Annotated in this window: 27 protein-coding genes; all 27 read right to left on the reverse strand. The window is 38.4% G+C overall.

Annotated features, from left to right (window positions below; translation table 11 throughout):
* Positions 1-5 precede the first annotated feature (5 nt).
* Entirely contained in the window at positions 6-287 is a 282-nt protein-coding gene (locus tag OC533_RS04775; protein WP_003760976.1) for a hypothetical protein, read from the reverse strand.
* Positions 259-645 carry a flagellar export chaperone FliS gene (fliS, locus tag OC533_RS04780; protein WP_003724443.1) on the reverse strand — a complete coding sequence of 129 codons (387 nt, stop codon included), beginning with the start codon at positions 643-645 and terminating at the stop codon, positions 259-261. The genes OC533_RS04775 and fliS overlap by 29 nt, the downstream gene beginning before the upstream one ends.
* Before the next feature lie 18 nt (positions 646-663).
* A complete protein-coding gene (locus tag OC533_RS04785; RefSeq protein ID WP_185311237.1) occupies positions 664-1,953 on the reverse strand; it encodes a flagellar hook-associated protein 2 in 1,290 nt (429 codons plus the stop codon).
* A gap of 11 nt (positions 1,954-1,964) precedes the next feature.
* Positions 1,965-2,840: a flagellar hook-associated protein 3 gene (locus OC533_RS04790; RefSeq protein WP_003760970.1), complete on the reverse strand. Its 876-nt coding sequence runs from the start codon at positions 2,838-2,840 to the stop codon at positions 1,965-1,967.
* 11 nt (positions 2,841-2,851) lie between these two features.
* Positions 2,852-4,372 (reverse strand): flagellar hook-associated protein FlgK, encoded by a 1,521-nt coding sequence (gene flgK, locus OC533_RS04795; RefSeq protein WP_194323273.1) that lies wholly within the window; start codon positions 4,370-4,372, stop codon positions 2,852-2,854.
* A 19-nt stretch (positions 4,373-4,391) separates the two neighbouring features.
* Positions 4,392-4,820, reverse strand: a complete 429-nt coding sequence (locus tag OC533_RS04800) for a Myocilin (protein WP_160464117.1) — start codon at positions 4,818-4,820, stop codon at positions 4,392-4,394.
* Between the two features lie 9 nt (positions 4,821-4,829).
* Entirely contained in the window at positions 4,830-5,294 is a 465-nt protein-coding gene (locus tag OC533_RS04805) for a YaaR family protein (RefSeq protein ID WP_003760964.1), read from the reverse strand.
* A gap of 106 nt (positions 5,295-5,400) precedes the next feature.
* Complete coding sequence (locus OC533_RS04810; protein ID WP_033533291.1) at positions 5,401-6,567, reverse strand: hypothetical protein; 1,167 nt, start codon at positions 6,565-6,567, stop codon at positions 5,401-5,403.
* A gap of 22 nt (positions 6,568-6,589) precedes the next feature.
* Positions 6,590-7,975, reverse strand: coding sequence for a hypothetical protein (locus OC533_RS04815; RefSeq protein WP_194323544.1), 1,386 nt, complete (start codon positions 7,973-7,975; stop codon positions 6,590-6,592).
* A 23-nt stretch (positions 7,976-7,998) separates the two neighbouring features.
* Positions 7,999-9,540, reverse strand: a complete 1,542-nt coding sequence (locus tag OC533_RS04820; RefSeq protein WP_194323272.1) for a flagellar motor switch protein — start codon at positions 9,538-9,540, stop codon at positions 7,999-8,001.
* Positions 9,541-9,542: 2 nt separating this feature from the next.
* The gene (gene fliM, locus OC533_RS04825) at positions 9,543-10,535 is read right to left on the reverse strand and encodes a flagellar motor switch protein FliM (RefSeq protein WP_003765817.1); all 993 of its coding nucleotides are present in this window, start codon (positions 10,533-10,535) and stop codon (positions 9,543-9,545) included.
* Between the two features lie 20 nt (positions 10,536-10,555).
* Complete coding sequence (locus OC533_RS04830; protein WP_003721819.1) at positions 10,556-10,792, reverse strand: flagellar motor switch protein FliN; 237 nt, start codon at positions 10,790-10,792, stop codon at positions 10,556-10,558.
* Positions 10,793-10,805: 13 nt separating this feature from the next.
* A complete protein-coding gene (gene flgE / locus OC533_RS04835; protein WP_003721818.1) occupies positions 10,806-12,041 on the reverse strand; it encodes a flagellar hook protein FlgE in 1,236 nt (411 codons plus the stop codon).
* Between the two features lie 19 nt (positions 12,042-12,060).
* Positions 12,061-12,483: a flagellar hook capping FlgD N-terminal domain-containing protein gene (locus OC533_RS04840; protein WP_003760952.1), complete on the reverse strand. Its 423-nt coding sequence runs from the start codon at positions 12,481-12,483 to the stop codon at positions 12,061-12,063.
* 1 nt (position 12,484) lies between these two features.
* Positions 12,485-13,531 carry a flagellar hook-length control protein FliK gene (locus OC533_RS04845; protein WP_185562538.1) on the reverse strand — a complete coding sequence of 349 codons (1,047 nt, stop codon included), beginning with the start codon at positions 13,529-13,531 and terminating at the stop codon, positions 12,485-12,487.
* A gap of 15 nt (positions 13,532-13,546) precedes the next feature.
* Complete coding sequence (locus tag OC533_RS04850) at positions 13,547-13,957, reverse strand: hypothetical protein (RefSeq protein WP_010990560.1); 411 nt, start codon at positions 13,955-13,957, stop codon at positions 13,547-13,549.
* An 18-nt stretch (positions 13,958-13,975) separates the two neighbouring features.
* Entirely contained in the window at positions 13,976-14,275 is a 300-nt protein-coding gene (locus tag OC533_RS04855; protein WP_003724429.1) for a flagellar motor switch protein FliN, read from the reverse strand.
* A 12-nt stretch (positions 14,276-14,287) separates the two neighbouring features.
* Positions 14,288-16,144, reverse strand: coding sequence for a chemotaxis protein CheA (locus OC533_RS04860; protein ID WP_070753496.1), 1,857 nt, complete (start codon positions 16,142-16,144; stop codon positions 14,288-14,290).
* A gap of 19 nt (positions 16,145-16,163) precedes the next feature.
* Positions 16,164-16,523, reverse strand: coding sequence for a response regulator (locus tag OC533_RS04865; protein WP_003721812.1), 360 nt, complete (start codon positions 16,521-16,523; stop codon positions 16,164-16,166).
* Positions 16,524-16,797: 274 nt separating this feature from the next.
* The gene (locus OC533_RS04870) at positions 16,798-17,661 is read right to left on the reverse strand and encodes a FliC/FljB family flagellin (RefSeq protein WP_003738355.1); all 864 of its coding nucleotides are present in this window, start codon (positions 17,659-17,661) and stop codon (positions 16,798-16,800) included.
* A gap of 236 nt (positions 17,662-17,897) precedes the next feature.
* Positions 17,898-18,806: a chemotaxis protein gene (locus tag OC533_RS04875; protein ID WP_003760944.1), complete on the reverse strand. Its 909-nt coding sequence runs from the start codon at positions 18,804-18,806 to the stop codon at positions 17,898-17,900.
* A gap of 12 nt (positions 18,807-18,818) precedes the next feature.
* On the reverse strand, positions 18,819-20,732 hold the full coding sequence (locus OC533_RS04880; protein ID WP_010990558.1) for a glycosyltransferase family 2 protein: 1,914 nt from the start codon (positions 20,730-20,732) through the stop codon (positions 18,819-18,821).
* A 22-nt stretch (positions 20,733-20,754) separates the two neighbouring features.
* Entirely contained in the window at positions 20,755-21,255 is a 501-nt protein-coding gene (locus tag OC533_RS04885) for a hypothetical protein (RefSeq protein WP_160464122.1), read from the reverse strand.
* A gap of 9 nt (positions 21,256-21,264) precedes the next feature.
* On the reverse strand, positions 21,265-22,092 hold the full coding sequence (locus OC533_RS04890; protein WP_003760940.1) for a flagellar motor protein MotB: 828 nt from the start codon (positions 22,090-22,092) through the stop codon (positions 21,265-21,267).
* Entirely contained in the window at positions 22,052-22,903 is an 852-nt protein-coding gene (gene motA, locus OC533_RS04895; protein WP_003760939.1) for a flagellar motor stator protein MotA, read from the reverse strand. The genes OC533_RS04890 and motA overlap by 41 nt, the downstream gene beginning before the upstream one ends.
* A 26-nt stretch (positions 22,904-22,929) precedes the next feature.
* The gene (locus OC533_RS04900; protein WP_003760938.1) at positions 22,930-23,265 is read right to left on the reverse strand and encodes a DUF3964 family protein; all 336 of its coding nucleotides are present in this window, start codon (positions 23,263-23,265) and stop codon (positions 22,930-22,932) included.
* Between the two features lie 24 nt (positions 23,266-23,289).
* Positions 23,290-24,078 (reverse strand): CheR family methyltransferase, encoded by a 789-nt coding sequence (locus tag OC533_RS04905; RefSeq protein WP_003760937.1) that lies wholly within the window; start codon positions 24,076-24,078, stop codon positions 23,290-23,292.
* Positions 24,079-24,097: the final 19 nt, after the last annotated feature.

Here is a 24,097-nt window from a genome sequence, read left to right on the forward strand (position 1 = left end):
TTCTTTTAGAAAAATTTCGCATAGTTCAAGTTGGCGGCATTGCGACTTTTATTTTCAGAAAAGGCATTTTCAGTGGATTCTAATTGTTTTTGGGTGAAAAGAATACCTTTATTTATAACTTCTCTTGTTTCTTTTAAAATGGCTTCTTTTGTGTCTTTTGGTAGATGTTCGGTGCTTTTTAGTAGTTCATTTAGTTTCGCTTGATATTCTTCGAGGTTAACGTTTAATTGTCCCGTCGAGTGAAACAGTGCTTTTAACTCAGCCAAATGTGTCTTTGCTTGATTCATGTTTCATCACTCCCTCGTAGCCTTCTTTTAGCTGCGTGATGACGTGAATGATTGTATCGATATTAACTGGTTGTTTTAGTAGTTGCATTTGACGAATTTGTTCTGAAATCCATTCGTATAAGCCGAAAATATTATCGTAAAGTTCTTGTCCGGCTTCGGGATTTAATTGTAATTTTAGTTCTTCAAAGATCTTTTCCATTTTATCGAGAATAAGGTCTGCTTCGGAAAAATGCAGTTGTTCGAGTGCTTTGTCCAACTTTTTAAATTCAATAATACAACGTTCGTATATATAAATGGTGTTTTTAATGGGGTTGCTCGTATTTAGTTCATTTTGGGTATATCGTTTCCAAGCTTGCATTTTTTTCACCTACCATTTTTATTTATTAGAACTGTTCATGCCATCGATTAGAGCGTCGAGAGTCATTGCGTCACTTTGCATGGCTTGCATCATTTCGAGCCATTTGTTGTACTGGTCGGTAATATTCGTTAGTAAGGTGTCATTTCGGCTAGTAATGTCGGTTAGTTTGAGGTTTAATTTATTGATTTCATTCGTCATCGAGGTTGTTTCATCACTGATAAAGCCTGTCGAGCCAAATGTTTTATTCAAAGATTGATAAAGTTCATCGCCAATTCCACCAATACCAAAGAAAAATCTTTCGACGGCGGTTGGATCTTCAGCTACCATTTTTTTCATCGCAGTTTCATCTACTTTTAAAACGCCTTCTTTATCGACGCTTATGCCAAAATCAAATAATGTATTTCCGTCTTTTTTATGTTGGAATACATTGTTTAGCGCGCGATTTGCTTCGAGGTCGGCAGCAGATGCTTGTAAAATGGTTCCTTTTCCCGTGTATGTTTTCATTGTGCTTGTTAGCGCATTGTATGTATTTACAAAACTTGTAATCATGCTGGCTGCTTTTTCATCGCTTTGATCTTGAATTGTTAATTTTTCAGCGCCAGTTGTTTCTTTTTTGAGGTTGATTGTTACGCCTGGAATGTAGTTGGTTACTTTGTTTGTTGCACTTGTGACAGTTGCTCCGTTGATTCTCAGTTTGGCATCTTCTGCCGCTAAATGGTCTGGTGAATTTTGTACTAAACCAAGCGCTTCTAAAACCGCGGAATCGCCTTCAAATTTAATGCTATTTTCGACACCAGTGGTTGCTGCAGTGACCACCATATTTTCGCCTAATGTGTAGATATTTACTTTCGCACCAGCGCTATTAATAGAGTTCATCACATTTTTCATCGAGCTATCTGCATCGACTTTAATTTCTTTGCCGTTGATTTTAATTGTTCCACTTACACCAATTTTTGCTTCAATATCAGGTACTGCTTTGTTGTAAGTGTCTGCGGTCGCCAAGTTTTGTACTTCGATGGAATAGCTGCCATTGACGGAGCTGCTCGTTGATGAAACGGTAAAACTTGTTTCGTTGGATGAAGTCGCTAGTTTGGTTTTACTTTCATAAGTCGTGAAAGAACTCATCGTTTTCAGCGAGTCAGACAAAGCATTTTTTAAACTAGCATAAAGATCAATCCGTGATTGGTAGCTAGAAATTTGGTTTTGATATGGTGTTTTTGCTTTTTCTAAACTGGCTTTTTGGAGACTAATAAATTGCGAATAATATTGCGTCGGATCCATTAAACTACTTGCAATCGAACTTCCCACTTGGTTTCACCTCACATATAATTTAGAATGCTTAATTTTTGTACCATCACACTGGATTGCAGTGCGGCTTGGTAAGCGATAGACGTTTTGTTTAAATTACTTACAGCTTCTGGCATGTTGACTTCTTCGACATTGGATTTTCGTTCTGAGAAATCAACAATTTTGCTAGAAAGTACATTGTCATATGCTGTCACGCCGTTTTTTTGTCCGCCGATATTTGTCATCGAATTGGTAATAATTTCGATGTTTTTGCTATTTGTTTCTTGTAGGGCAGACAAAGCATCTTTATCGCCACTTTTCATTGCGTCAACGATTTTTTGAATGTTGTTAAAAACATCCGTCATCGCGCTGCCATCATGGAAAACTTCTACTTCTAATGTGTCCGTTACGCGGAATTTTTTATTTTCTGTCGTTCCGTTATAGATGATTTCTCCGGTTGTTTTATCTGTTGTAAATGGCTTAACGCTTGTACTAGAACCACTAAAAACATATCTGCCATCGTCTTCTGAGTTAGCAACAGAAATAAGAACATCAAGTAAACCTTTGATTTCTTCGGCTGATTGCGACATATTGTCTTTATCGCTCGTGCCGTTAATTGCTTGCAGAACTAAAGCATTTACCCGGTTCATCGATGTGGACATGGATGAAAGGGATGTTTCTGCGGTATTTAATAGTGATTTTGCTTCGGTTACGTCTGTTTTTTCACGATTAAGCTGACTAAGCACGTGATTATAGGATAAAATTTGCGCTGTAGCACCAGGATTTTCGCTCATCGATTCATACTTTTTCCCGGAAGATACTTGTAATTGGTATTTTGCAAGGTTTCCTGAGACATTATTCAGCTGGTTAATTATTGAATTTGCTTGTTGATTCGTTGAAATTCGCATTATTTTCCTCCTTATAACATGGCTAAGAGAGCTTTCATCATATCGTTCACTGTGTTCATGGCTTTCGTATTGGCCACATAATAGCTTTGGTATTGCATGATATTTGTCATTTCCTCGTCAATATTAACTCCTTCAAGAGATGATTTTGATTCAGAAAGGGAATTTAAAGCTTGCGTGTCTGCCGTGGAAGTTGCACTACTTTTACTCGCATCTGTTGCAACTTCTGTAATGATTCCATCCATGAAGCTTGGGAAAGTTGTTCCTTGAATATTTTTATCGGTTTTTAAAGATGCAATATCTGCCGCGACAACACCTAAGAATGGCTTGTTTTCAGCATTGCTAGTGATTGCGGGATTTAGGATCCATTTACCAGAGCTTTGGGTAAAAATTGGAATCGAAAAATCGTTCACATCAGTTACATATGTACTTGTACCAAGTGTGTCAATCGCGTGGTCAACTCCGCCAATGGTTAGCGTATCACCAGAACGTGTCACACCAGGGAATTTTTCCAATTGACGTAAGAGTTCTTCGCGGTTGCTGAGTAATTTTTCGTCATTCGGATTAGCTTGAAGGGCATCATTGATTTTTTGCAAGTCGTCCATTGTTTTGTTGACGTTTTTGACTTGAATATCATCTAATGCTTTTGCTAAGCCATTTGAAAATGTTTCGATTTTTTCTTGGTAGGATTTAATTTCATTTTGGTTAACGCGTACAGAAGCGATGATGGAACCTTCTGGCATATTGAGTTTTTGACCGTCCACGGAGAATTCGAAGCCTGTCGCTGTCCGTGTCGAGGTAATTTCAGTTGTTTCATCACCTTGTACGACAAGACGTCCGCCAATTGTCACATCATATACATCTGGGTTATTTGGGTGGGCGCTAACAGAAATACCAGCATAGCCCGACATCGTACTAAGCAGCTGATCGCGCTGGTTAAGTAAATCGTTCGGCGGATTAGAACCTGCATTCCCGATTGCTTTATTGATACTGCCTAGTTTTTTAATTAATGTATTTAAATCTTGAATCGCAGCGTCTGTATCTGCTGCTATCGTTGTTTCTAATTCCTTTAAGCCAGAATGAAGTTGATTTAATTGATCGGTAAAAATCGTCATACTGGATAAAAGTGCCGTTGTATTCGTTGCTTGATCGGGATTTTTTGCTAACGCAGCCCAAGCGGTGAAAAAGTTATCTAAATTATCACTTGGGGTATTTTTCCCGGGAGTACCAAATAAATTAAGCGCTTGACCGAGCGCCCCACTTTGATATAACGAAGCGGATTGTTTGGCGATTTGATTATTATATTGTGTCGTAAGAGCTGCGTTTGTCAGTCGTTTAATATCTGTTACTTTGACCCCGTAGCCTGTTTGTTTCCCGCCGAGAAGACCTCCGTCACCGTAAACTGCCGTCTGATCCACAGCTTGTCTAATATAACCCGGCGTATTCATATTACTAATATTTTGCTGAGCGACCATATTAGCGATTTGCGCCGCTGACATGCCCGATAATGACGTATTAAAATCACTTAAACGCACAAAAAATCCCTCCGTTTACTTAAAAAGTTTCGTTAATCATCATATTATTTTCTGCTTGAGTTTCCGCGTGATGCCCCGTAATAACATCTACCATATGTTCCGAAAAAGCTAATTGCATTTCTGTTCTAATTTGATTTTCAGAAACAGTTACTCGTAAAAGGCTTTCTTTTTCAAGCAGCATTTTTTTACGTTCATCGATAAATGCATTTTCAGCAGGTGTCCATGTTTTTTGCAAGCTTCTAAGCGTATTATCATCGCCAATAATTGTTTTTAAAACGTGATATTCGTTTTGTAAACCGGCAAGTTCGCGCTGAAGCCCTAGTTGGCGTTCTTCTGCTTCAATCCAATTTTCTTCCTGTAGTAATTTACCTAATACATTCGCTTCATCGGCCGCTTTGACATTTTTTTCGATTAAGATTTCTAATTGATTAATTAATTCGTTTTGCATTCCCATCACCTACAATACGACATCGAGAATCATGCCAGTAATCTCACCAATTCGGTTTAGCATATCTAAATGTCCAGTTTTTGTATCAATTAAATTCATTACATCATCTAGTTCATTGGTTTGTTTTTCTACTTGTTTTAAAATCGTCATTTTTTGCGAAAACCCGTATTTTGGATGTCGGCTTTCGATATTGTCATAATCCATCACATTATTAACATAAAAATTCAAAAATGTTTGGACTGCTTTTTTGTAGCTCAAAACGTTATCTACAGTCATATCCATTTCAACAAGTGATTTTTTATCTGTCACTTCGGTAATTAGTTCATTGATTTCAGTCAGGGAAGGAGTTTGTTTTTTGCCATTTGCCTTCATTTGCTCAAAATAGAGCTGTTGTGTTTGATTTAATTCTTGCATTCCCCTAACTAAGTTCGTCTGTTTGGACTGCGAAATCTGGCTAATTGAAACATTATTCATCCTTTTTCCCCCGAAAAACTCATTTTCGCTTTCTAAACCTTATTTTTCTATTTAATTATACTGAAACAACCTGAAAAAGTATATATTTTTTCAAAAAATATCTTTTTTAAAATAAAATAATTAATAATAAAATAATAAATATAGCAACTATCATGAAAAATATTGGTTGTTTGGAGACGCTTCGAAAATCTTTTACTAATAAATCTAAAAACGACATTTCTTGTTGCGCGAGTAGCATCATCTTTGTCATATCACTAGCGAATTCTGCGTCTACGCTTCCTAAAATTCGCTCAGAATCTGTAAAGCCCGCTTCGATTTCCATTTTTTGAAAAAGTTGCGCGAGTCTTGAGAGCTGACCTTGCATTCGGTCGAGAATAACAGCAATCCCGCCTTGAGTCATTTGTCCATCAGCTAGTCTTTGTAGTTCTTGGAAAAGCTCCGTTAATGGTTTTGTCGCTTGTTGGTGAAAAATTTTAATGTTGCCATTTGGAAATGCGCCAATTTGTGGTAAAAGTTGGTTCATTAGTTTTAAGTATTCGCTACCTAGTTTCCAGATGTTGATGTTTTCAGCTTGTAATTCATATGGTAGTAAGTGGCGGGAATGGAACATATTGCCAAACTCACGTAATACTTTAATCATCCAGTTTGTTTCTTGCTTAGCGTCAACTACTGGATCAAGTCTTGTCGCATGTTCCAGATGACCTTGAAACTCTCGCATCATTTGGATACCAGTTTCCATATTTCCAGAGGCGATTTGCATCATACGGAGAAAATCATATTTTCCAGTTGTTTCAAATGTTAAAGTTGGTAACATTTTTAGCAAAAAGGAAATTTCGTTCATAATTTTTTGATTGGCTAAAAACAACTTTTGGTTGGCTGGATTTTCAGAAAAATATGCTTCAAAATTATGTTGTTTCATTAAGATGGTGCTTAATTGGCTGCTGATTTCGCTTCTGACTGTTTGCCATTTTGCCGAGTCAGTTGGATTTTTTATACCTGCGCGCATGACGTAAAAAATTAAGTCATTCGCTTTTTTGGCGTTGTTCATCATTAATTTCATATATAATTCTAGATTTGCGGTTGTTGTGCCGTTTAGTTGCAAACTGCTTAGTTCTTTAAAGGAAAATGATACTGGTGGCGTTTTTGGTACCGCGACTTCTGTATTCATTTGTGCCTTTGCACTACCTTCTTTTAATAATGGATTTTGTTTAATTAATTCCCGTTCTAGCTGATTACGATTTTCTGCGGATTCTTGAATGCCATCTATTTTCATTCCGTCCACCTCACTTCTGCTTTTATTTCATTGCTCTATTACCTGAAAAAATAATAACGCCTATAATCATGAGTGCCGGAATCCAAAACGGGATACTACTTGACTTGTTTTTAGTTGAGGTTTCCTTCTTAGCCTGCTTCTTTGGAGGTTTTTCGCTGGATTCAGTAGATGGTTTAGGGGCAGGTTTTGCAAGTATTGGCTCTTTTTCATTTGGTATAACTGGTGGTGGTGCAATTATTTCTTTACCTGGTACAGGAATCACTGGCTTGATTTCTTGACTCAATTGTTTAGAATAAGCCCGGCCGTCCCAGTCGATCCAATGTAATATGATTTTTCCAGTTGTTGAGATTTCCGCACTTTTGAAGCTATTATCCGTTCTAACGGTGCGGAATGTTTGCCCATTTACTTCGACAGATAATGCTGAGATTAAAGCAAAATCCGGATTAATTATCCCAGTTAAAACCGTATTATTGATTAAGTTAATCTCCGCAAATGGCTCGCTTGTAGAGCGAACGAGTATCGCTATGTTCATTCCTTGGAAATGGATAATTTCGCCGGATAATTCTTTTGTTAAAGTGAGACTTCCAATCCATTCGTTGGCGTTTTTTTGCCATTTTAGCGGAATTTTATTACCACTTTCCGTTTCAGCTTCTGGAAATTCGGTTGTATATTTATCGAGCGTTAATTTGATTTGATTGCCAACTTGGACGATTTTTTTCTCGTCGTTGGTGATGTCAACAGCGTCATAACTTAGATGTGGCTCATTCGGCTGATACATCTGAATCGTTTTTTCTAAGTCAATCGTGATTTCATTCTCCGCAAAATCAACTAATTTCAACTGAAAAATGAGTTTTTCTCCTGATTGAAATTTTTCTAACGGTACTTCGCCTTCAAATTTTCCAGTCCAGTTATTTTGTATTAGTTCAGCTTCTGCATCGTTCGAATCACTATGAATTATCAATATCGCTTGTTTTACACCTGTTTCTGCATCCGCTAAATCTGCTGCCACATGAAGGGCGCTTGTATGTAAAACATCTTCGTCATGTGCGAAGGTAATATCTGTTAAACTAGGTGCCGTTTCATCTTTTTCAACTTCCTTCAGTTGTTGCACTTGGAATAAATCGTCTACAGTAACAATCGCTTCAGGGTTGTCGTTTGCGTAAAATTCTGCGCGGTAGCTTCCCTCCAAATCAAAGTCCGTCACCGTATATGTTTCGCCATCTAGGAGTCTTTTTTGACCTTGTTCATTCACTAAAACGATTTTCATCTTTTCCGCATTTTCGATATGAAACGAAATCACTTCACCTGACGTGAAAATCTGCTGTTCCTTTTCAAGTGAAATCATCGGAAGTTCCGGTTCTGCCGCGAATACTTGAACAGAAATAAACATCCAAAATAAAATTGTCATCAGTCCAAGTTTTCGCACATTTTTCACCTTACCAACTCAGTCATTTGTATACCAAAATGATCATCTACGCGAACTAAAATTCCTTTGCCAATCGTTACGCCATTTAGCGCTAAGACAAGTGGTTCATTCATGCTTTCTTTCAAGATAATCACGTCTTTTTCACACCATGAGATAAATTTTTCTAGTTTTACTTTAGCTGTACCGAACACAACTTCAAGCGTTACTGGAATATCTTCCAAAATTTGTTCCATTTCGGATAGTGTTTCTTTTTCTTCCATTACTACTGGTTGCGCTGGCTCATGCGTTTCATGCTCCATTATTTCTGCTGGTGTTGCTTCTTTTTCTGCGACTTCTTTCGCTTGAATCCCAAGCATTAGTTGCGCCATTTCTTTTGCTGCTGCTGGATTAAAAATTTGATACATGGGTGTTTTTAACAAGCCTTCTACTTCAAGTGGGAAGATAACTTCGACAGTTTTTCCTTCTGCAATATTTTTTTGAATCATCGTATCACCAAAATTGCAGAATTCCATCGTTGGCGGGCTAATATCAATCTTTGTTCCGAGCATTTCTGACATCGCTGTCGCTGAGAAGCCCATCATTTGGTTCATTAATTCTTGCACTGCACTGACTTCAAGTTCTGTTAATTCCGCATCTTCTTGAACGATTCCGTCCCCCATCATCATCAAGTCTGCCATGATTAATGCGGCATTTTTGCTAATGATAAAGGTGTTACTTGAACGCAGTCCTTCGACAAATTCCACACTGGTTACTAAGCAAGGTCGTTCATTAAACTCGAATTCTTTGCTATCAATCACGCGAGCTGTTGGGATTTGTAGCGAAACTTTACGATTAAGTAATTTCGATAGAACAGTTGATGCAGAGCCAATGCCGATATTACAAACTTCTAAAAAGACATCTAATTCTTCGGCAGTTAAGCTAATTTCTTCTTTTACAGGTTCTGGCTCAGGGATTGCATCGCCAAGCAATCTTTTCGCAAGTTCGCGACCTTTATCAACGGGAATAAGTTGCATTAAATTCGATGTAATTAAGTCGCCGATAATTAAATCAAAACCAACTTTTATCATTGTTTGGTCATTTGTGTCTTCTAATTGCTCTTTTAACGCGATTACTTTAATGTCTGGTGTTGTAATATCAATCATTTCACCAAACATATTGCTCATTGCTGTTGCAGAATGTCCCATCATTTGGTTCATCGCTTCTTGTACGGCGCTGAGATGAAGTTCTGAAAGCTCTTCGTTTGGATCGATATTCCCGTCGCCCATCATCATTAAGTCCGCGATAGCCGCAGCCACCTCTGATTGCAGAACAAATAAATTCCGCATTTCGATTCCTTTGTGAAAATTCACTTCTAACACGACATGTGGAATATCAATGTCTTTCGTATTATATAAATCAACAATCTCTACTTTTGGTGTAGAAATAGTGACTTGTTGGTGTAGTAAATCAGATAAGACCGTAGAAGCTGAGCCAAACGAAATATTGGCGATTTCTCCTATCACATCTAGTTCCATTTGCGTGATATTTTTCTCTAGTAATTGCTCCACTTCTACCTCTCCTGCTCTGTTCGCCCTGTATGACGCATAAATTTAACGGCTTTTTGGTTACCACTTTTTCCCATATAGCATTCAAATTTCCATTTTTCGGTGACGTAACCTTTAAGTGTGTCACGTATATGAGTTTCTGTTAGAAGCACGTCGCCAACTTCCAGCATATTAAGCTCTTTCCATGTTGTTTTAATTTCTCCCACCCGAATGCGCGCTTCTTTCTCAACTTGATGCAATTCTTGTTCGACTTCCGCATCAAAGTTCCGTCTTTTATCAAACGTATATTCAACAACGTTTTCCAGTTTATTCATAATCTCTTCCACCGAGAAAAATGGTACGCCAATGCGCATCGTACTAATCCAGAATTCCGATTTAATATCGACACTCACAAGCGCCATCATATCGTTTGGTGATGTGACACGTAGAAGCGCTGGATTGGTTTCGATATTAACGATTTCTGGTGAGATTGGATGCACTGATTTAAAGCTATCTTTAAGTGCTTCACAAAATTTCTCTAAAATAGATTTTAACGTCAATTCTTCAAAAACGGATAATAGTCTGCGCTCGCTTAATTTTCGTTTTGGATTTCCGCCAGATAAGCATTCATGGATATAAATGATATAGGCTAAATCGAGTTCGATAATAATTTGGCCGAGCTCCGGATTCCCAAGGTCAATAATGCAGAAAATGTAACTATCGTTCGGCATTGTTTCGATATAACCGCTCGCAAAAGAAACTTGATCTGCAAGGGTTGCTTCGGTATGAATTGGAATCCGGATACGCTGGGAAACAAACTCCATACTTTTTTTCGTAAATGCTGATGCAATCGTCTTTAAGCTTTCGAGGTGTTCAGCACCAAATTTCTCTGGTTTATGAAAGTCATAGGGATGAAAGCGCCCAAAGTCGCCAATTTCCGTACTTTCATCAACTACCTTACCTTCACTCATTTGGGAAAGCAGGGCGTCAATTTGTTCTTGACTTAATTTATCGCTCATTTTTTGTCACTCCCTAGCTCTCATGAAGAACTTCCCTCTCCTAATTTCGTTATTTTGACAAACATCTTGCCGTCTTTTGTCAAAATCTCGCCGTAACCGATGCATTTGCCTGAAATTGTAATTTTAACCACATTGGCTGTTGAATCTTCTAACCGAAAAACGGTCCCTTTTTTTACATCTAGCAAACTACCGACTGGCTGTTTCGTGCGTCCTAACTCGAAGTCGATTCTGAGTGGAATAGTATGATTAATTTTCATTTAGCTAAACTCCCTACTGAATCAAGTTCACAATTTGTTTCATCACGTCATCTGCAACACGGATAACTTTTGTATTGCCTTGGAAACCACTTTGATACGTCATTAAGTTAACGAATTCGCGGGATAAATCTACGTTTGAGCCTTCTAATGAAGAGCCGCTAATTCCACCTGCGCCATTTTGGCCAGCAACGCCGTAAACTGCATCTCCAGAAGATAATCCTGGAACATATTCGCCGTTCCCCATTTTGACTAAGCCGTCTTCATTGGAGAAAGTAGCAACCGCAAGTTGGGCAACTGGGATAACTGTACCGTCTGAGTAACTCACTGCAATATAACCAGAATCGGTAACTGCGTAGTCTTTTACAGTTGCAGCGCCTTTTCCGTCAGAAGTTGGTGAGAATACTTGGTTTGTACCATAGTTTGTTAAGCCACTTAGGTTTAAGCCCATATTGACTTGTTTGCCGTTAACAGTGGAATTGATTTGAATGTTTTTAAGTGCATCAGGGTTTGTAAGTTCGCCTTGCGCGTTGTAATTAAGTGTTCCTGTTACTGGAGGAGTTAAGGCTTTTCCGTCCATTTGAATTTCATATTCATAGGAAACATTGCCACTCGCATCTGGTGTCGCAGCTTTCATATTGACTTGAAGTTTATGTTTTCCACCAGCATTATCGTATACAGAAAGCTCGGAAGAAATCGTATCTTTTTCGCCCCAATCAAGTGGAATGTTACCGCTTAAGCTACCATTTTTTGTTGCTTCGCCAGGAATTGCGCTATTTAATGGGATTTGAATTGGTTGCAAGTTTCCGTTTAAAACGTTGCCATTTTTATCTGTTGCATATCCCATAACGTATTTTCCTTGTTGCGTTGTTAAATAGTTATTGTCAGATACTGCAAAGCTACCGTCACGTGTGTAAACGATATTCCCACCAGCGTTATCGCCAGCAATGAAAAAGCCGCGGCCTTGTAGTGCTGCATCTTTGTTTCTGCCAGTTGATGTCGGAGAACCTGCTGTATAATCGGTTAAAATTGCCCCAATTTTCGAACCGGAACCGAAGCTCATTGGGTTTGTTCCTGCATAAAGTCCGCCTGCAACAGATCCCATTGTGTTTTGGTAAAGTAAATCATTGAAAACGACGCTTTGTTTTTTATATCCTGTCGTGTTCGCATTGGCAATATTATTTGATGTCACTGATAATGCTTGTTGGAACGCATTCATCCCAGAAATAGCTGTATACATAGTTTGATTCATAATTCACACTCCCAAATTTTTAATTAATTTCTGTTACATAAGTCATTGGCACGAGGCTATCTTGGTCTTTTATTTTCAGCATGACGCCGTTTGTCGTTTGTTGAACGCTTTCGACTTGGCCGCTAATTACTTCGCCGTTTAGTGAAACTCCTTTTATATCTTTACCGATGAAATTAACCGCGGATTGTAAGGCGGAGTTTTGTGCTTGTTCAGATAGCTTATCTACGGCAGTGGTCATATTGGCAACTTGTTCCATTAAGGAAAGTTGCGCCATTTGTGACATCATTTCATTCGTATCAAGCGGGCTCGATGGGTCTTGGTATTGTAAACTTGTTAAAAATAGTTTCATGAAGTCATCTTTGCCAAGGGTTTTTGATACGCTTGATGTTACTGCATTATTCGTATCCTGACTCGCTCCTGATAAACTACTAATTCCGTCCAAATTACGTCTCCTCCTCTAAATCAAATGCTTCTTGTTTAGCTCTTTCCTGATGTGGATTTTCGCGTTCTTTCTCTTTTTTAGATTCGCCTTGGTGTCGTCCATCTGACCCTTGACCATTTTCTTTTGGTGCTTGTTTTTCGGTCATTGTTACGGCAACTTCTACACCGCGATCTCGAAAGCGATTATGCAAATCTTGCGCCATCTGTTCGAGTTTTTGTTTCGCTGTTTGCTCCTGATATTCGATATGTACAAATATTTTATCGGGCATTTTTTTAAGTAAAACTTCTACTTTTCCGAGTGACTCTGGTTGAATCGCGAAAAAGGCTTTATTTTGCTTTACTTGAAATTTTTGCAACTGTTCGATTTGGTCGGTGATGGTTTTATCGAGTTGTTTCAGCGTTACTGGTACTTCGGGTTTGGCAGCTGGTGTGAGTTGTTTTGCCGTGTCGTGCCAAATATTACTTGATTCAGCTGGCTTTTTGACAGCGACTTCTTCTTTTGCTATTACTGGTTCTTTAATGCTCGCTTTAAAAAGTTGCACGACTTCTTTTTCTTGAGGTAATTTGGCTAGGACTGGTTGATTTTTGGCCACAGTTTCCGCTAACTTAGGTGATTCTTTTGTGGGCATGGTAAGTTCTGGTGGCGGTTGTTGCTCTCTGGTAGCATTTTTTGTGGGTTCATTCGGTGTATTTGTTACTGGAGTTTGCACGGCTTGCGGGGCGTTTTCTATTTTTGGTTGTTCAATTGCTTGTTTGGCGATTGCCGCAAGTGTGTCTTTAACTTCTTTCAGCTCAAGTGGCGCATCCGGTAGTTTGGTCTCCGGCTCACCTTCAAGTAATTTTGCTGAAACGAGTGGTGGTGCGATTTCCTTTAATGGAATGGTGGCTAGCTCTTCATTTCCCGCTTCTCCCTTTAAGAGCGGCGCAGGGCTATTTTCCATTAAAAGTGAAATAAAAGGTAATTCTACTAATTCTTCTGCTAACATTTCTTTTGGTTCGATTTCTTTTTTTCCGACGAGTGGTTGTAGCAAATTATCTGGGATTAGCATGAGTTTTCCTCCCTTTTACTTTAATAGCACCATTTTCAAATCGCGTAATAGTTGTTCTTCTTTTTTATTTTCAAGCTGTTGCCATTTTTTTCTTGTGTCATCGTACATTTTTTTCGCCTGTTTCCCTTTTTCCTCGAGTTTTTCTAAGATTTGTTCATTGCTTTTAATGTACTGGCTAATTTGGTGAATTTCTCGCTCCATTTGTTGAATGCGGCTCGGGGAAAAGGCATCAAGTTGCATGCTTCCGGCTAATACCGCCACTTGGAGTCTTTCTTTTTTCGTTCTGGAGTAATAGACTTCTTTTTCGTGTGCTAATTTTTCTGTAACTTTTTCCCGTTTGGATAGTAATAATTGCAATTCTTTTAAAATGGCCGTTTTCTCTTGGTCCACTTTCATCTTCACTGCGTTGTAAGCCTCTTGCTTCAAATCACTTGCCCTCTTTCTTTAGTCGATTTCTGAAATAACGATTCCGAAGTTCTCGTCCATCAAAATAGCTTCACCGATGCCGACTTTCTTTTCATCGAGGAAAATTTCGACTTTGTGGCCAGGTTTCTTTTCCACTTCGAGGACATCGCCAATGCTTAACTCGGCAATGTCCCCTACTGGCATTTCTTTTTTTCCAAGGCGGACGATTAAGTTAACGCCAATATTGTCTACTTGACGGATAGAGCCTTTTTCGCGTCCTTCTTGGCTCGGTTCTTTCGGTTCCCATTCAGGAAGTTCTACTTGAAATACTTGTTCCATCATGGTCCCTCCTTAAAATGTTTCTAAATTTAAAATTAATACGACACGGCCATCGCCTAAAATCGTTGCCCCAGAAAAGGCAATTTGACTTTCGCTGAAAAAGCCGCCAAGTGTTTTTAAAACGATTTCCCGTTGACCGATAATATCTTTAATAATAAGTCCAAAAGTTCGCTTGGCATTTTTCACGACGAGTAATAGTAATTCATCCGTATCGTTCAAAGGTGTTTCATGGAAGCATTCGCCTAAATCGAGTACTTCGATAATGGTTTCACGGTAGTTGATTAAGTCTTTGCCGTGAACGTGTTGAATGTCTGCAGGATTAATTGTGATGGCTTCGGCCACGTTTGCCAGCGGTACCGCATAGCGACGTTCTGATGTTGCAACGAGCATCGATTGGATGATCGATAATGTCAGCGGAATCTCAATTCGGAACGTCGAACCAGCGTTTTCACTTGATTCTACGCTGATTTTTCCGCCGATTTTGAGAATCGTATTACGGACAACATCTAGTCCCACGCCTCGGCCAGAAAGATCGGATACTTGATCCGCGGTACTGAAACCGGAATCAAATAATAAATCAAAAATTTCCGCGTCCGTCATTTTGGTTGATTCTGCTCTTGTAACGACATTTTTCGCAATTGCTTTTTCTAAGACTTTGCGTTTATTGATTCCCGCACCGTCATCGGCAATCTCAATCACAACATTGTTCCCACTATGGAAAGCTTTTAGGTTAATTGTGGCGGTTTCATTTTTCCCATTTTTACGTCTAACTTCCACTGTTTCTGCGCCGTGGTCTACTGAATTACGAATTAAGTGAACAAGTGGGTCACCAATTTCATCAATGACGATTTTGTCGACTTCCGTATCAGCGCCTTCAATAACTAAATCGATTTTCTTGCCTAATTCTTTGGCAAGCGTACGTACCATTTTTGGAAAACGGTTGAAAACACTGTCTACTGGTACCATCCGCATGTTGAGTAAACCATTTTGGATTTCTTTTGAGATGGAGCTGAATCGTCCTAGATGCTCCATCAATTCTTTGTTATTGGTTTTTTCTGCGATTTCATCAATTCTCGCCCGTTCAATGACGCTTTCTTCAAAAACGTTCATTAGCTTTTCGATTTTTTCAAGTTGTACACGAATGGTTTTATTTTCTAATCGTTTGGTTGTTTGTTTTGCGGCTTTTTTGATTGGTTCAATAATCTGAACTTCTTCCACTTCTTCTGTTACTGTCACTTTTTCGATTTCAGAAATATCTAGAATAACCGCTTCGATTTCTTCTTTTGTTTGCGCAGTTTCTAAAACTACTTCAAACGTCTGTTCAAACTCTTCTAGCTCGATTGCTTCTCTATCTGGTGATGTTTCTGAGATAATTCCAATTTCTGCAAGTCGCTCTAAACACATCACTGCCCGCACTGCTTTCAAAATAGCTGCTTCTTCAATTTGAATGCTAATACGATAAGTTTCTTCTACGGCTAAACCAGTTTCTTGTTCTGGATGTAAAAGCGCCTCTAAGTCAGCTACGGTTTTTGAAATATCCGCCGCGCCTTGTCCGCCGTGCTGGATATCCGAAACCATTGTTTCCAAATGAGATGTACATGTAAAAATAATGTCTACCAAATGTTCTGTTACAGCCAATCGATTATTGCGTACCTCATCTAGTACATTTTCCATTGCATGCGTTAAATCAGCCACCTGTTGGAAGCCCATCGTTGCGGACATCCCTTTAAATGTATGTGCTGAACGGAAAATTTCACTTACTAACTGACCGTTCGTCGGGTCTTTCTCAAGCTGTAACAGATTATCATTTAGCGCCTGTAAATGTTCTGAAGCTTCTTCTATAAACAGGTCTAACATATTTGTAGTCATGCTATCCACCTCCATTTCTCTACTTAGCTGCTTTTTCTAACGCCTCTAAAACCCGGTCCGCTTGGAAAGGTTTTACGATAAAGTCTTTGGCACCTTTTTTAATGGCATCAACAACCATGCCTTGTTGGCCCATCGCCGAACACATAATAACTTTAGCAGATGGATCTTTTGCCATAATTTGCGCAAGTGCTTCTAAGCCGTCCATTTCTGGCATTGTAATATCAAGTGTTACAATATCCGGTTTTACTTCATCGTACTTTTTCACTGCTTCCAGTCCATTTTCCGCTTCTGCAACTACTTCAAAATCGCTATCTTTCACGATATTCTTAATCATCGTACGCATGAACATTGCATCGTCGACAATCAACAACTTCAACATAAAATACAACTCCCATTCCTATACCTATAAATATTTTTTAAAAAAATCGCATAATATCATTTTATAATAAAAATAAGACAATTTCTACCTTTTTCTTAAAAAATATCCGTTTTTTATAATAAAATTATTCAAAAAATAGTTAACCAGCTTAACATTGGCTCTGGGCCATAATTTCAATCCGAAAATATTTTTATAAAACAAAAGAAAAGCCTCTCGTCCGGGGTGACGAGAGGCAAAGGGTAAACAATGTTCGATAAATGAATTTGATATGTTATTAGCTGTTAATTAATTGAGTTAACATTTGCGGTGTTTGGTTTGCTTGAGAAAGCATGCTGATAGATGTTTGTGTAAGAATTTTGTATTTAGTCATTTCGGACATTTCAGCAGCCATATCTGCATCTTCAATAGAGGAAGCAGATGCTTTAGTTGCGATGGATTGGTTGTTCACGTTAGATACATTGTAGCTAAGGCGACTCATACCAGCACCTAGAAGCGCACGACCGTTAGAGATGTTATTGATTAATTCATCAATAGCTTCAGTTGCTTCTTGAGAAGAATCAGCATCAGCAACAGATAATGCACTATAACCAGCAACTGTAGAACCACTACCTAGAGTGATTGTTCCAGCAGAAAGACCTTTCGCATTGAAAAGATCGATATTGATTAAGTCATTAGCTTTATCAGACGCTTGGATGCTTACTTGAGTAGCAGCATTTGTAGCAGTTTGATCTAGTAATTTGATGTTGTTGTAGTTAGTAGTGTCAGCAACGTGATCAAGTTCTTTGATCAAGCTACCGAATTCAGCAGTATATTGTTTACGATCTTCGTCACTGAATGAACCGTTAGAAGATTGTACTGCTAATTGACGCATACGTTGCAAGATTGAACTCATGGAGCTAAGAGCTGAATCCGCTGTTTGTAACAAGTCAATACCCATGGATGAGTTTTTGCTTGCTGCATCTAAGCCTGTAGATTTAACGTTCATACGAGTAACAACTGCAAGACCAGCAGCGTCATCAAGAGAACTGTTAATACGTTTACCAGATGCTAAACGTTCTTGCGCTTGAGTCATGCCTTCGTTGTTTTTACGAAGATATTCTTGTGTTTTCAAGCTAATGATATTAGTATTTACTTTCATTTGTGTTTCCCTCCTACATTCGGTTTAGAAAAGACTTCTCTTCTCTATATGCTTTATTATATCTTCATTTTTTTAAAAAATCAAATGTTTTTTGTTAAAAATGCAAAAATAAGTTATTTTTATTTATATAAAAATGGTTAAACTGCTATACATCAACGTTTTTCCGTTTTTATAAATTATTTTTTTAAATAAAATAAAGAAGTGTTTGAACAGAAAAATTGTCCAAACACTTCTTTTTATAAAACGAGCTCATCCAAAATATTAATGAGTTGGTGAATATTCGGTTTACTTACTTGCGCGTCCGCACCAACCCCAGCACCTTTATGTTCCAGGTCTTCTGTAATTAGGGAAGAGAAAATAACAACTGGTAATTCACGACCAATTTCATCTTCTTTAATTACTTTTGTTAAATGGTGTCCGTCCATTTGTGGCATTTCGATGTCTGTAATTAATAAGTTAACATTTTCAAACGTTTGCTCTTTTTGTTCTTTGAGTAATTTGAAAATATGTTCTTGGGCTTCACGACCATTAGCAAAGAACTGCAGATTGGTATAGCCAGCTTCATGAAGTGTATCTTCCAGTAATTGACGTAGCATTTGCGAATCCTCGGCAATGAAAATAGTCTTCTCTTCGCGGTTTACTTTTCGAGTAATACGATCTTCACCAGTAACGGCAAAATCGGCATTTCCGCTAATTTCATAAATGATTTTTTCATAATCAAGTAAGAGTACTAAATTACCATCTAGCTTCACGATTCCAACAGCTAATTCTTCTAAGCCAATCGATAGTTTCTCTGGTTCTTCAATTTGTTCCCAAGAAATGCGCTGAATACGGTGAACCTCGTCGACACGGAAAACGATTTTCATTTGGTTTAGTTCTGTGATAATGAATTTCGTATTTTCTGGTTCGATTTCTGGTAATTTCATCACACGCGCAAGATTGACAACTGGCATGATTTCGCCGCGAACTTGGGAAACGCCTTCAATTGCCGGATTCGAATCTGGTACGGGCGTCACTTCTAGCGGATGAATAATCTCTTTCACTTTTAAAACGTTAATACAAAATAAATTTTCGCCAACTGTAAAAGTAACAATTTCTAATTCATTTGTTCCACTTTGTAGTAAAATTCCTTTTTCTTCTGTCATATTACTGGCCTCCTATCGATTGTTTGTAACTGTATCTTGTAGCATCGTAACTTCATCTAACAATTTTGCTAAATAGCGATTATTTGGGAATTCGTCCATTGCTTCGCTAATACGATTCGCGCGGTTTTCGGTATCAATTTTGATTGCCCAAAGGTAGAAACGGAAATCGGTACTAAAATTATCGATACCTCGTTCTGCAATCGCAAGCGCCTCATCCAGTACATCGGCATCTACTAAATAATTGATGAGGTTAATATAGCCTTGTTTAGTCACTTCGTCTGCGTCGACGATATTGTAAAAATCAAGCGCAATATCGGCAAAATCATATTGGAAGAACAAGTCAGCAATGTGGCTATTAATGCTATCATGGTAGACATTTCGAAGCGCAAGTAAGTAATCAGCAAACTCGCCTTTCCCAAGCGCAATCGCCCGTTCTAATACAAATAAATAACGTTTTTTGCTGATTTTCGGACCGTTTTCAAAGATAAAATCATAAATTTCTCCAACATCGCTATTTTTCATGACGCGTTCGATTGGTAATTGTGGATTTTCATAGTGCCACAAGCATAAGTCAGCAGCATCAATTAATTCTTCTTTAATCCCGAATAAAATGGCCGATTCGCTAATTACTGGGAAGACGTTACGAATGGTCGCGATTTTCACTTCGGTAGCTTCTGCGACTGGCGGGTAAACATCCGTTAGTGACTGAACGATGAGTTCAGATAACTCTGCGTATCCTTGTTGTGTTGTCATCGAAAGTAACCGCAATCCTGTTTCCGTACTAGAAATAAAGTTATGACGTTCCATAAATGCGAAAATTTCTTTTGGTTGATGGAATTTGCTAAGTAACATGATCATTTGGAACATCACGCCGTAATCAGAACTATTTTCTGCATATGCTTTGGAAAAATGAGTCATTGCTCGTGTGTAATCTTTTTCTTCTAAGTAAATCGTTCCAAGCATTTTGTGCGGCATAAAGTTCGTTGCTTCGTATAAAACAATTGGTTGATAGTCGATCGCAGTATTTTCTAGCAAACTTTTATAAATTTCTTTCGCATCCTCGAGTTGGTGATTAACGTATAAGATATTTGCTTTTTTCAGTGGAAATTCTGGTACGTTCGGCCAAATGACTTTCGCTTCTTCAATAATTGCCAAACTTTCATCGTAGCGTTTTTCTTGTTCAAGTAGTTCGGAAATATGATAGGCGCTTAGTTTTGCCCAAATATAATGGTTATTATCACGTAAACGGAAGGCCTCCGAAAATTCTTTCAAAGCTTCTTTTTTGTTTCCAAGGCGATTCATTTCCTGCCCAATATTAAAGTGAACAAAGCCGCTGTTTTTATTATTTTTAACTTCTTTTTCTAATAAGCGCAAATTACGGTCTGATTTGTCTTGTTTTTCAACAATTTCAGACATATAACCATAATGATAAATTTTTACTTCGGCAAGACCTGCTTCAATCGCATGTTTATCGACTGCCTCTAGTTGTTCGTGAATGACGCCGCGGAAACAAATCGTCCCATCATTTTTATAAACCCGCGCCATTTGGTTCGTTGTTGTCACTCGCCCTTTTTCCCCTGTAAAACTAATAATTTGTGCCATTTGAATTGGTTCGATTGGTGATTTTAATTGTTTTTCTAATTTGCGATAACTTTCTTCTTCTAAACATTCGTCTGCATCAATGGCTAAAATCCATTTTCCCGTTGCATGTTTAGCTGCAAAGTTTCTTGCATCAGAAAAGTTGCCTGTCCATTCAAAGTCATAGACAAAATCAGTGAATTCTTTTGCGATTTCCTTGGTGTCGTCAGTGGAACCTGTATCTACAATAATGATTTCTTCTGTAAATTTTCTAAAAGACGCTAAACTTTGTCTTAAAATATGTGCTTCATTTTTGACTATCATACAAATCGAAATTAACGGCCGCATGAATCTTCCCTCTTTCTATCAATTAATTCACTAATTTTATTTTATCGCTGCTCGCTCGGTGTAGTAGATGTTTTTTCGCTTTAGGTAAATCATAAATCATACTTTGCACATCGAACGATTTTGCTACATCGACTGGTATCACATCAGTCGGCTTATCCCCGTTATAAAAACAACAAACCAAATCCATTTTATTAATAATTTGTGCTAAGAATTTCTCATAAGTCGGCTTGGTAATTACCGTATCAAAATAACCAAATGATTGATAGCTACTGCCTAGGCGCTCCAAGTAGTCTATCGCGGATAAAAATGGCTCTGGTAAACATTCTTTTGATGCAAATGTATAAATCGACAACCGCGGAGCCAAATGCTCTTTTTTTAGAAAATATTGTAAAACTTCATTTTCAATTGATTTATAACAAAGCAAGTGAATATGGTTCACTGGTGCAAATTTTTCTAGGTATGCTTGTATTTCTTGTTTGTCATAATCTGTTAATGTATGGGAACCGCTTAAAAAAAGTTGCAATCAACTCACCTACTTATCTTCATCAAGTGTATCGCGATTAATTGGGCGCACCATGATTTCTACACGCCGATTTTTTTCGCGATTTGTTGCAATGTCATTTTTGGCGACGGGTCTGAATTCTCCGTAACCACGAGCACTAAACTCACCTGGGTTGACTTCGCTGTTTTCTTGAATAATTGCTTCCATGAAATTAACAGCACGCGCGACGCTTAGTTCCCAGTTGGAGGAATATATCGATGTACTTATTGGCACATTATCGGTATGTCCGGAAACAATACCTTCCATCGTTCCTTTACCTTGCGCAAATAGTTCGCCGATTTCTTTGGCTATCTCGCGTTTGTCTGCAGATAATTCTGCGCTACCAGATTGGAATAAAATATCATCGCGAATGGTGATTAAAAGCCCTTCGTCTGAGTATTTCGTCGTAATTTTTGCTCCCAAATGCTCTGCTGCTATATAGCTATCGATTTGTTTTTTAAATGCTTCAATCTTTTCTTCGTTTTGCTTTTTAAGTAAGGCAGCTGCTGCTTTTTTGGCTTTCTCTTGTTCGTTTGCTTCTTTCTTTTTATCCTGCTCTTCCATCGCCTTCAAGACTGCATTCACATTTGGATCATCTGGTCCTTTTTCTTTGGATACATATGCTTGATTGCCTGCCGCGCCTTCCTCAACAATTTTCTTAAATGCATTTCCCATTTGTTCGAATTTCTTAGCATCAACGGAACTGGAGGCAAACAGAACGATGAATAGCGCAAGTAAAAGTGTCAGCAAATCACTATATGGAATTAACCACGTTTCATCAACGTGTTCCTCCTGCGGTTTCTTGCGACGCTTGGCCACGCTCAATTTCCTCCACTTCTCTCGTTTTCTTCCCTTTTCCATTTCGCAGCACATCTTTCTCTTTTGGACTTAAAAAAGATAATAAACGTTCTTCCACAACACGTGGTGCATTTCGTTCTTGAAGCGCGACGACTCCCTCAATCATCATATATCGCAAATGCACTTCTTTTTGTGATTTTACTTTTAATTTATTGGCAAATGGTGTCCAAAGCACGTAACCGGTGAAAATACCGAAAATTGTACAAACAAACGCCGCGGCTATTGCTTCGCTAAGCTTATCTGGATTCGACATTTCTCCCATCGCATGAATGAGTCCCATTGCTGCTCCAAGTACACCAAGCGTCGGCGCATAAGCTCCGGCTGATGCAAAAATCTTGGCATAAGCAGCATGACGTTCTTCCATGCTCGCAACTTCTTCTTCCAAAACATCCCGTAAAAATTCTGGGGAAGATTGTCCATCTACTACTAGACGCATGCCTCGTTTCATAAATGGATCTTCAATTTCATCAACAGAGTCTTCTAGCGCAAGTACGCCGCTACGCCTAATTTCATCGGCATATTCTTTATACTGAACAAGAATCTCTACTTTGTCTGGCATCTTTTCTTTAGTGAAAAGAATTTTAAACAGTTTCGGCACTACTTTTACATCACTCCATGGGTGCGCCATCATAACAGCCGTAATTGTCCCAAGAATGATGACAATTAAAGCTTCAGCGCTAAATAACATCGCCAGTGATATATTTTGAATCATAAACGAACCTGCAATGACTATCACTGCCAACACAAGTCCTATAATCGTTGTTATTTCCACGTTACTTCATCTCCCACCTACTTTTTTCAGCGAACTAATTCCACTTCATTTAACCAAAAAGCAATTAACTCGTTTTCCATTTCTGGTAAATGAACGAAAAACGCTTTGGCATCCGCTTCACTGGCAAATGCTTGCGAGCGGTAATTATCTTCTTTAACACCTTTTAAAGCGAGAAAATAAAACGACTCGAGCCGACCAAGAATGACTTCTTTATCCCCGATTTCATAGCCAACTGTTTGTCTAATTTCAAATTCATTTGGTAAAAAAAGTTGCTCTTTCTTTTCAAGCATTAAAATTTGTTCTGCGAGTCCTGGTTTGTCCTCAAAAAACGCTAAATTTTTAATGTTTTCCATTCGTCCCATCTAACCAACTCCATTTCGTTTTTGCTAGGTTTTTATGTAGAAAAAATTATTTAATGTGGCCAGCCCGTAGTCAGCCGGGTTCAAAATCTGCTCTGAACCTCCGATGAAAAGAACACCGCCACGTCTTAGTGAATCTGCAAATTTTTGATATGCTTGATGTTTTCCTTCTGCCGTGAAATAAATCAGCACATTGCGACAGACAATTAAGTCAAAACCTTTTTCGTAGTAATCCGTCAGCAAATCGTGACGTCGAAAACGAATAGCTTTACGATATTCAGGTAAAATCTGATATGTATCCCCTTTTTCAATGAATGCGCTACGTCGTTCTTGTTCGTTTAATTCTTCCATTTGGCGGCTTTGATATTCTCCGATGACTGCTCGTTTTAAAATAGCTGGTTCGAGATCCGTTGCCAAAATATCATAGTGCCGCGTGCCCACCGAACGTTCCATCATAATTGCTAGCGAGTACGGCTCTTCCCCTGATGAACAAGCCGCACTCCACACGCGAAGCTTCCCGCGACTATCTTCAAGCAGTCTCGGAATCACTTGTTTTTCTAGCACATCCCAACGATTGCGGTTCCGAAAAAAAGCAGAAACGTTGATTGTAATCAAACTAATGAACTCATCTAAAAGCAATGCATCTTTTTTGAGATGTTTGAAAAATTCTCCAAATGTAATATATTTTTTCTTCACGATAAAAGATAAAATCCGCCGTTTCATTTGTGTTTCTTTATAAAGCGTTAAATCTAAACCTAAGTCCCTTTTGACGACACGAGTAAAGTAAAGATAATCCTTCTCCAAATCTGGAATCATTCTTTTTCCCCTCCCCTTA

This window comes from Listeria sp. Marseille-Q6474 (assembly GCF_946902005.1).
GTDB classification, from domain to species: domain Bacteria; phylum Bacillota; class Bacilli; order Lactobacillales; family Listeriaceae; genus Listeria; species Listeria innocua.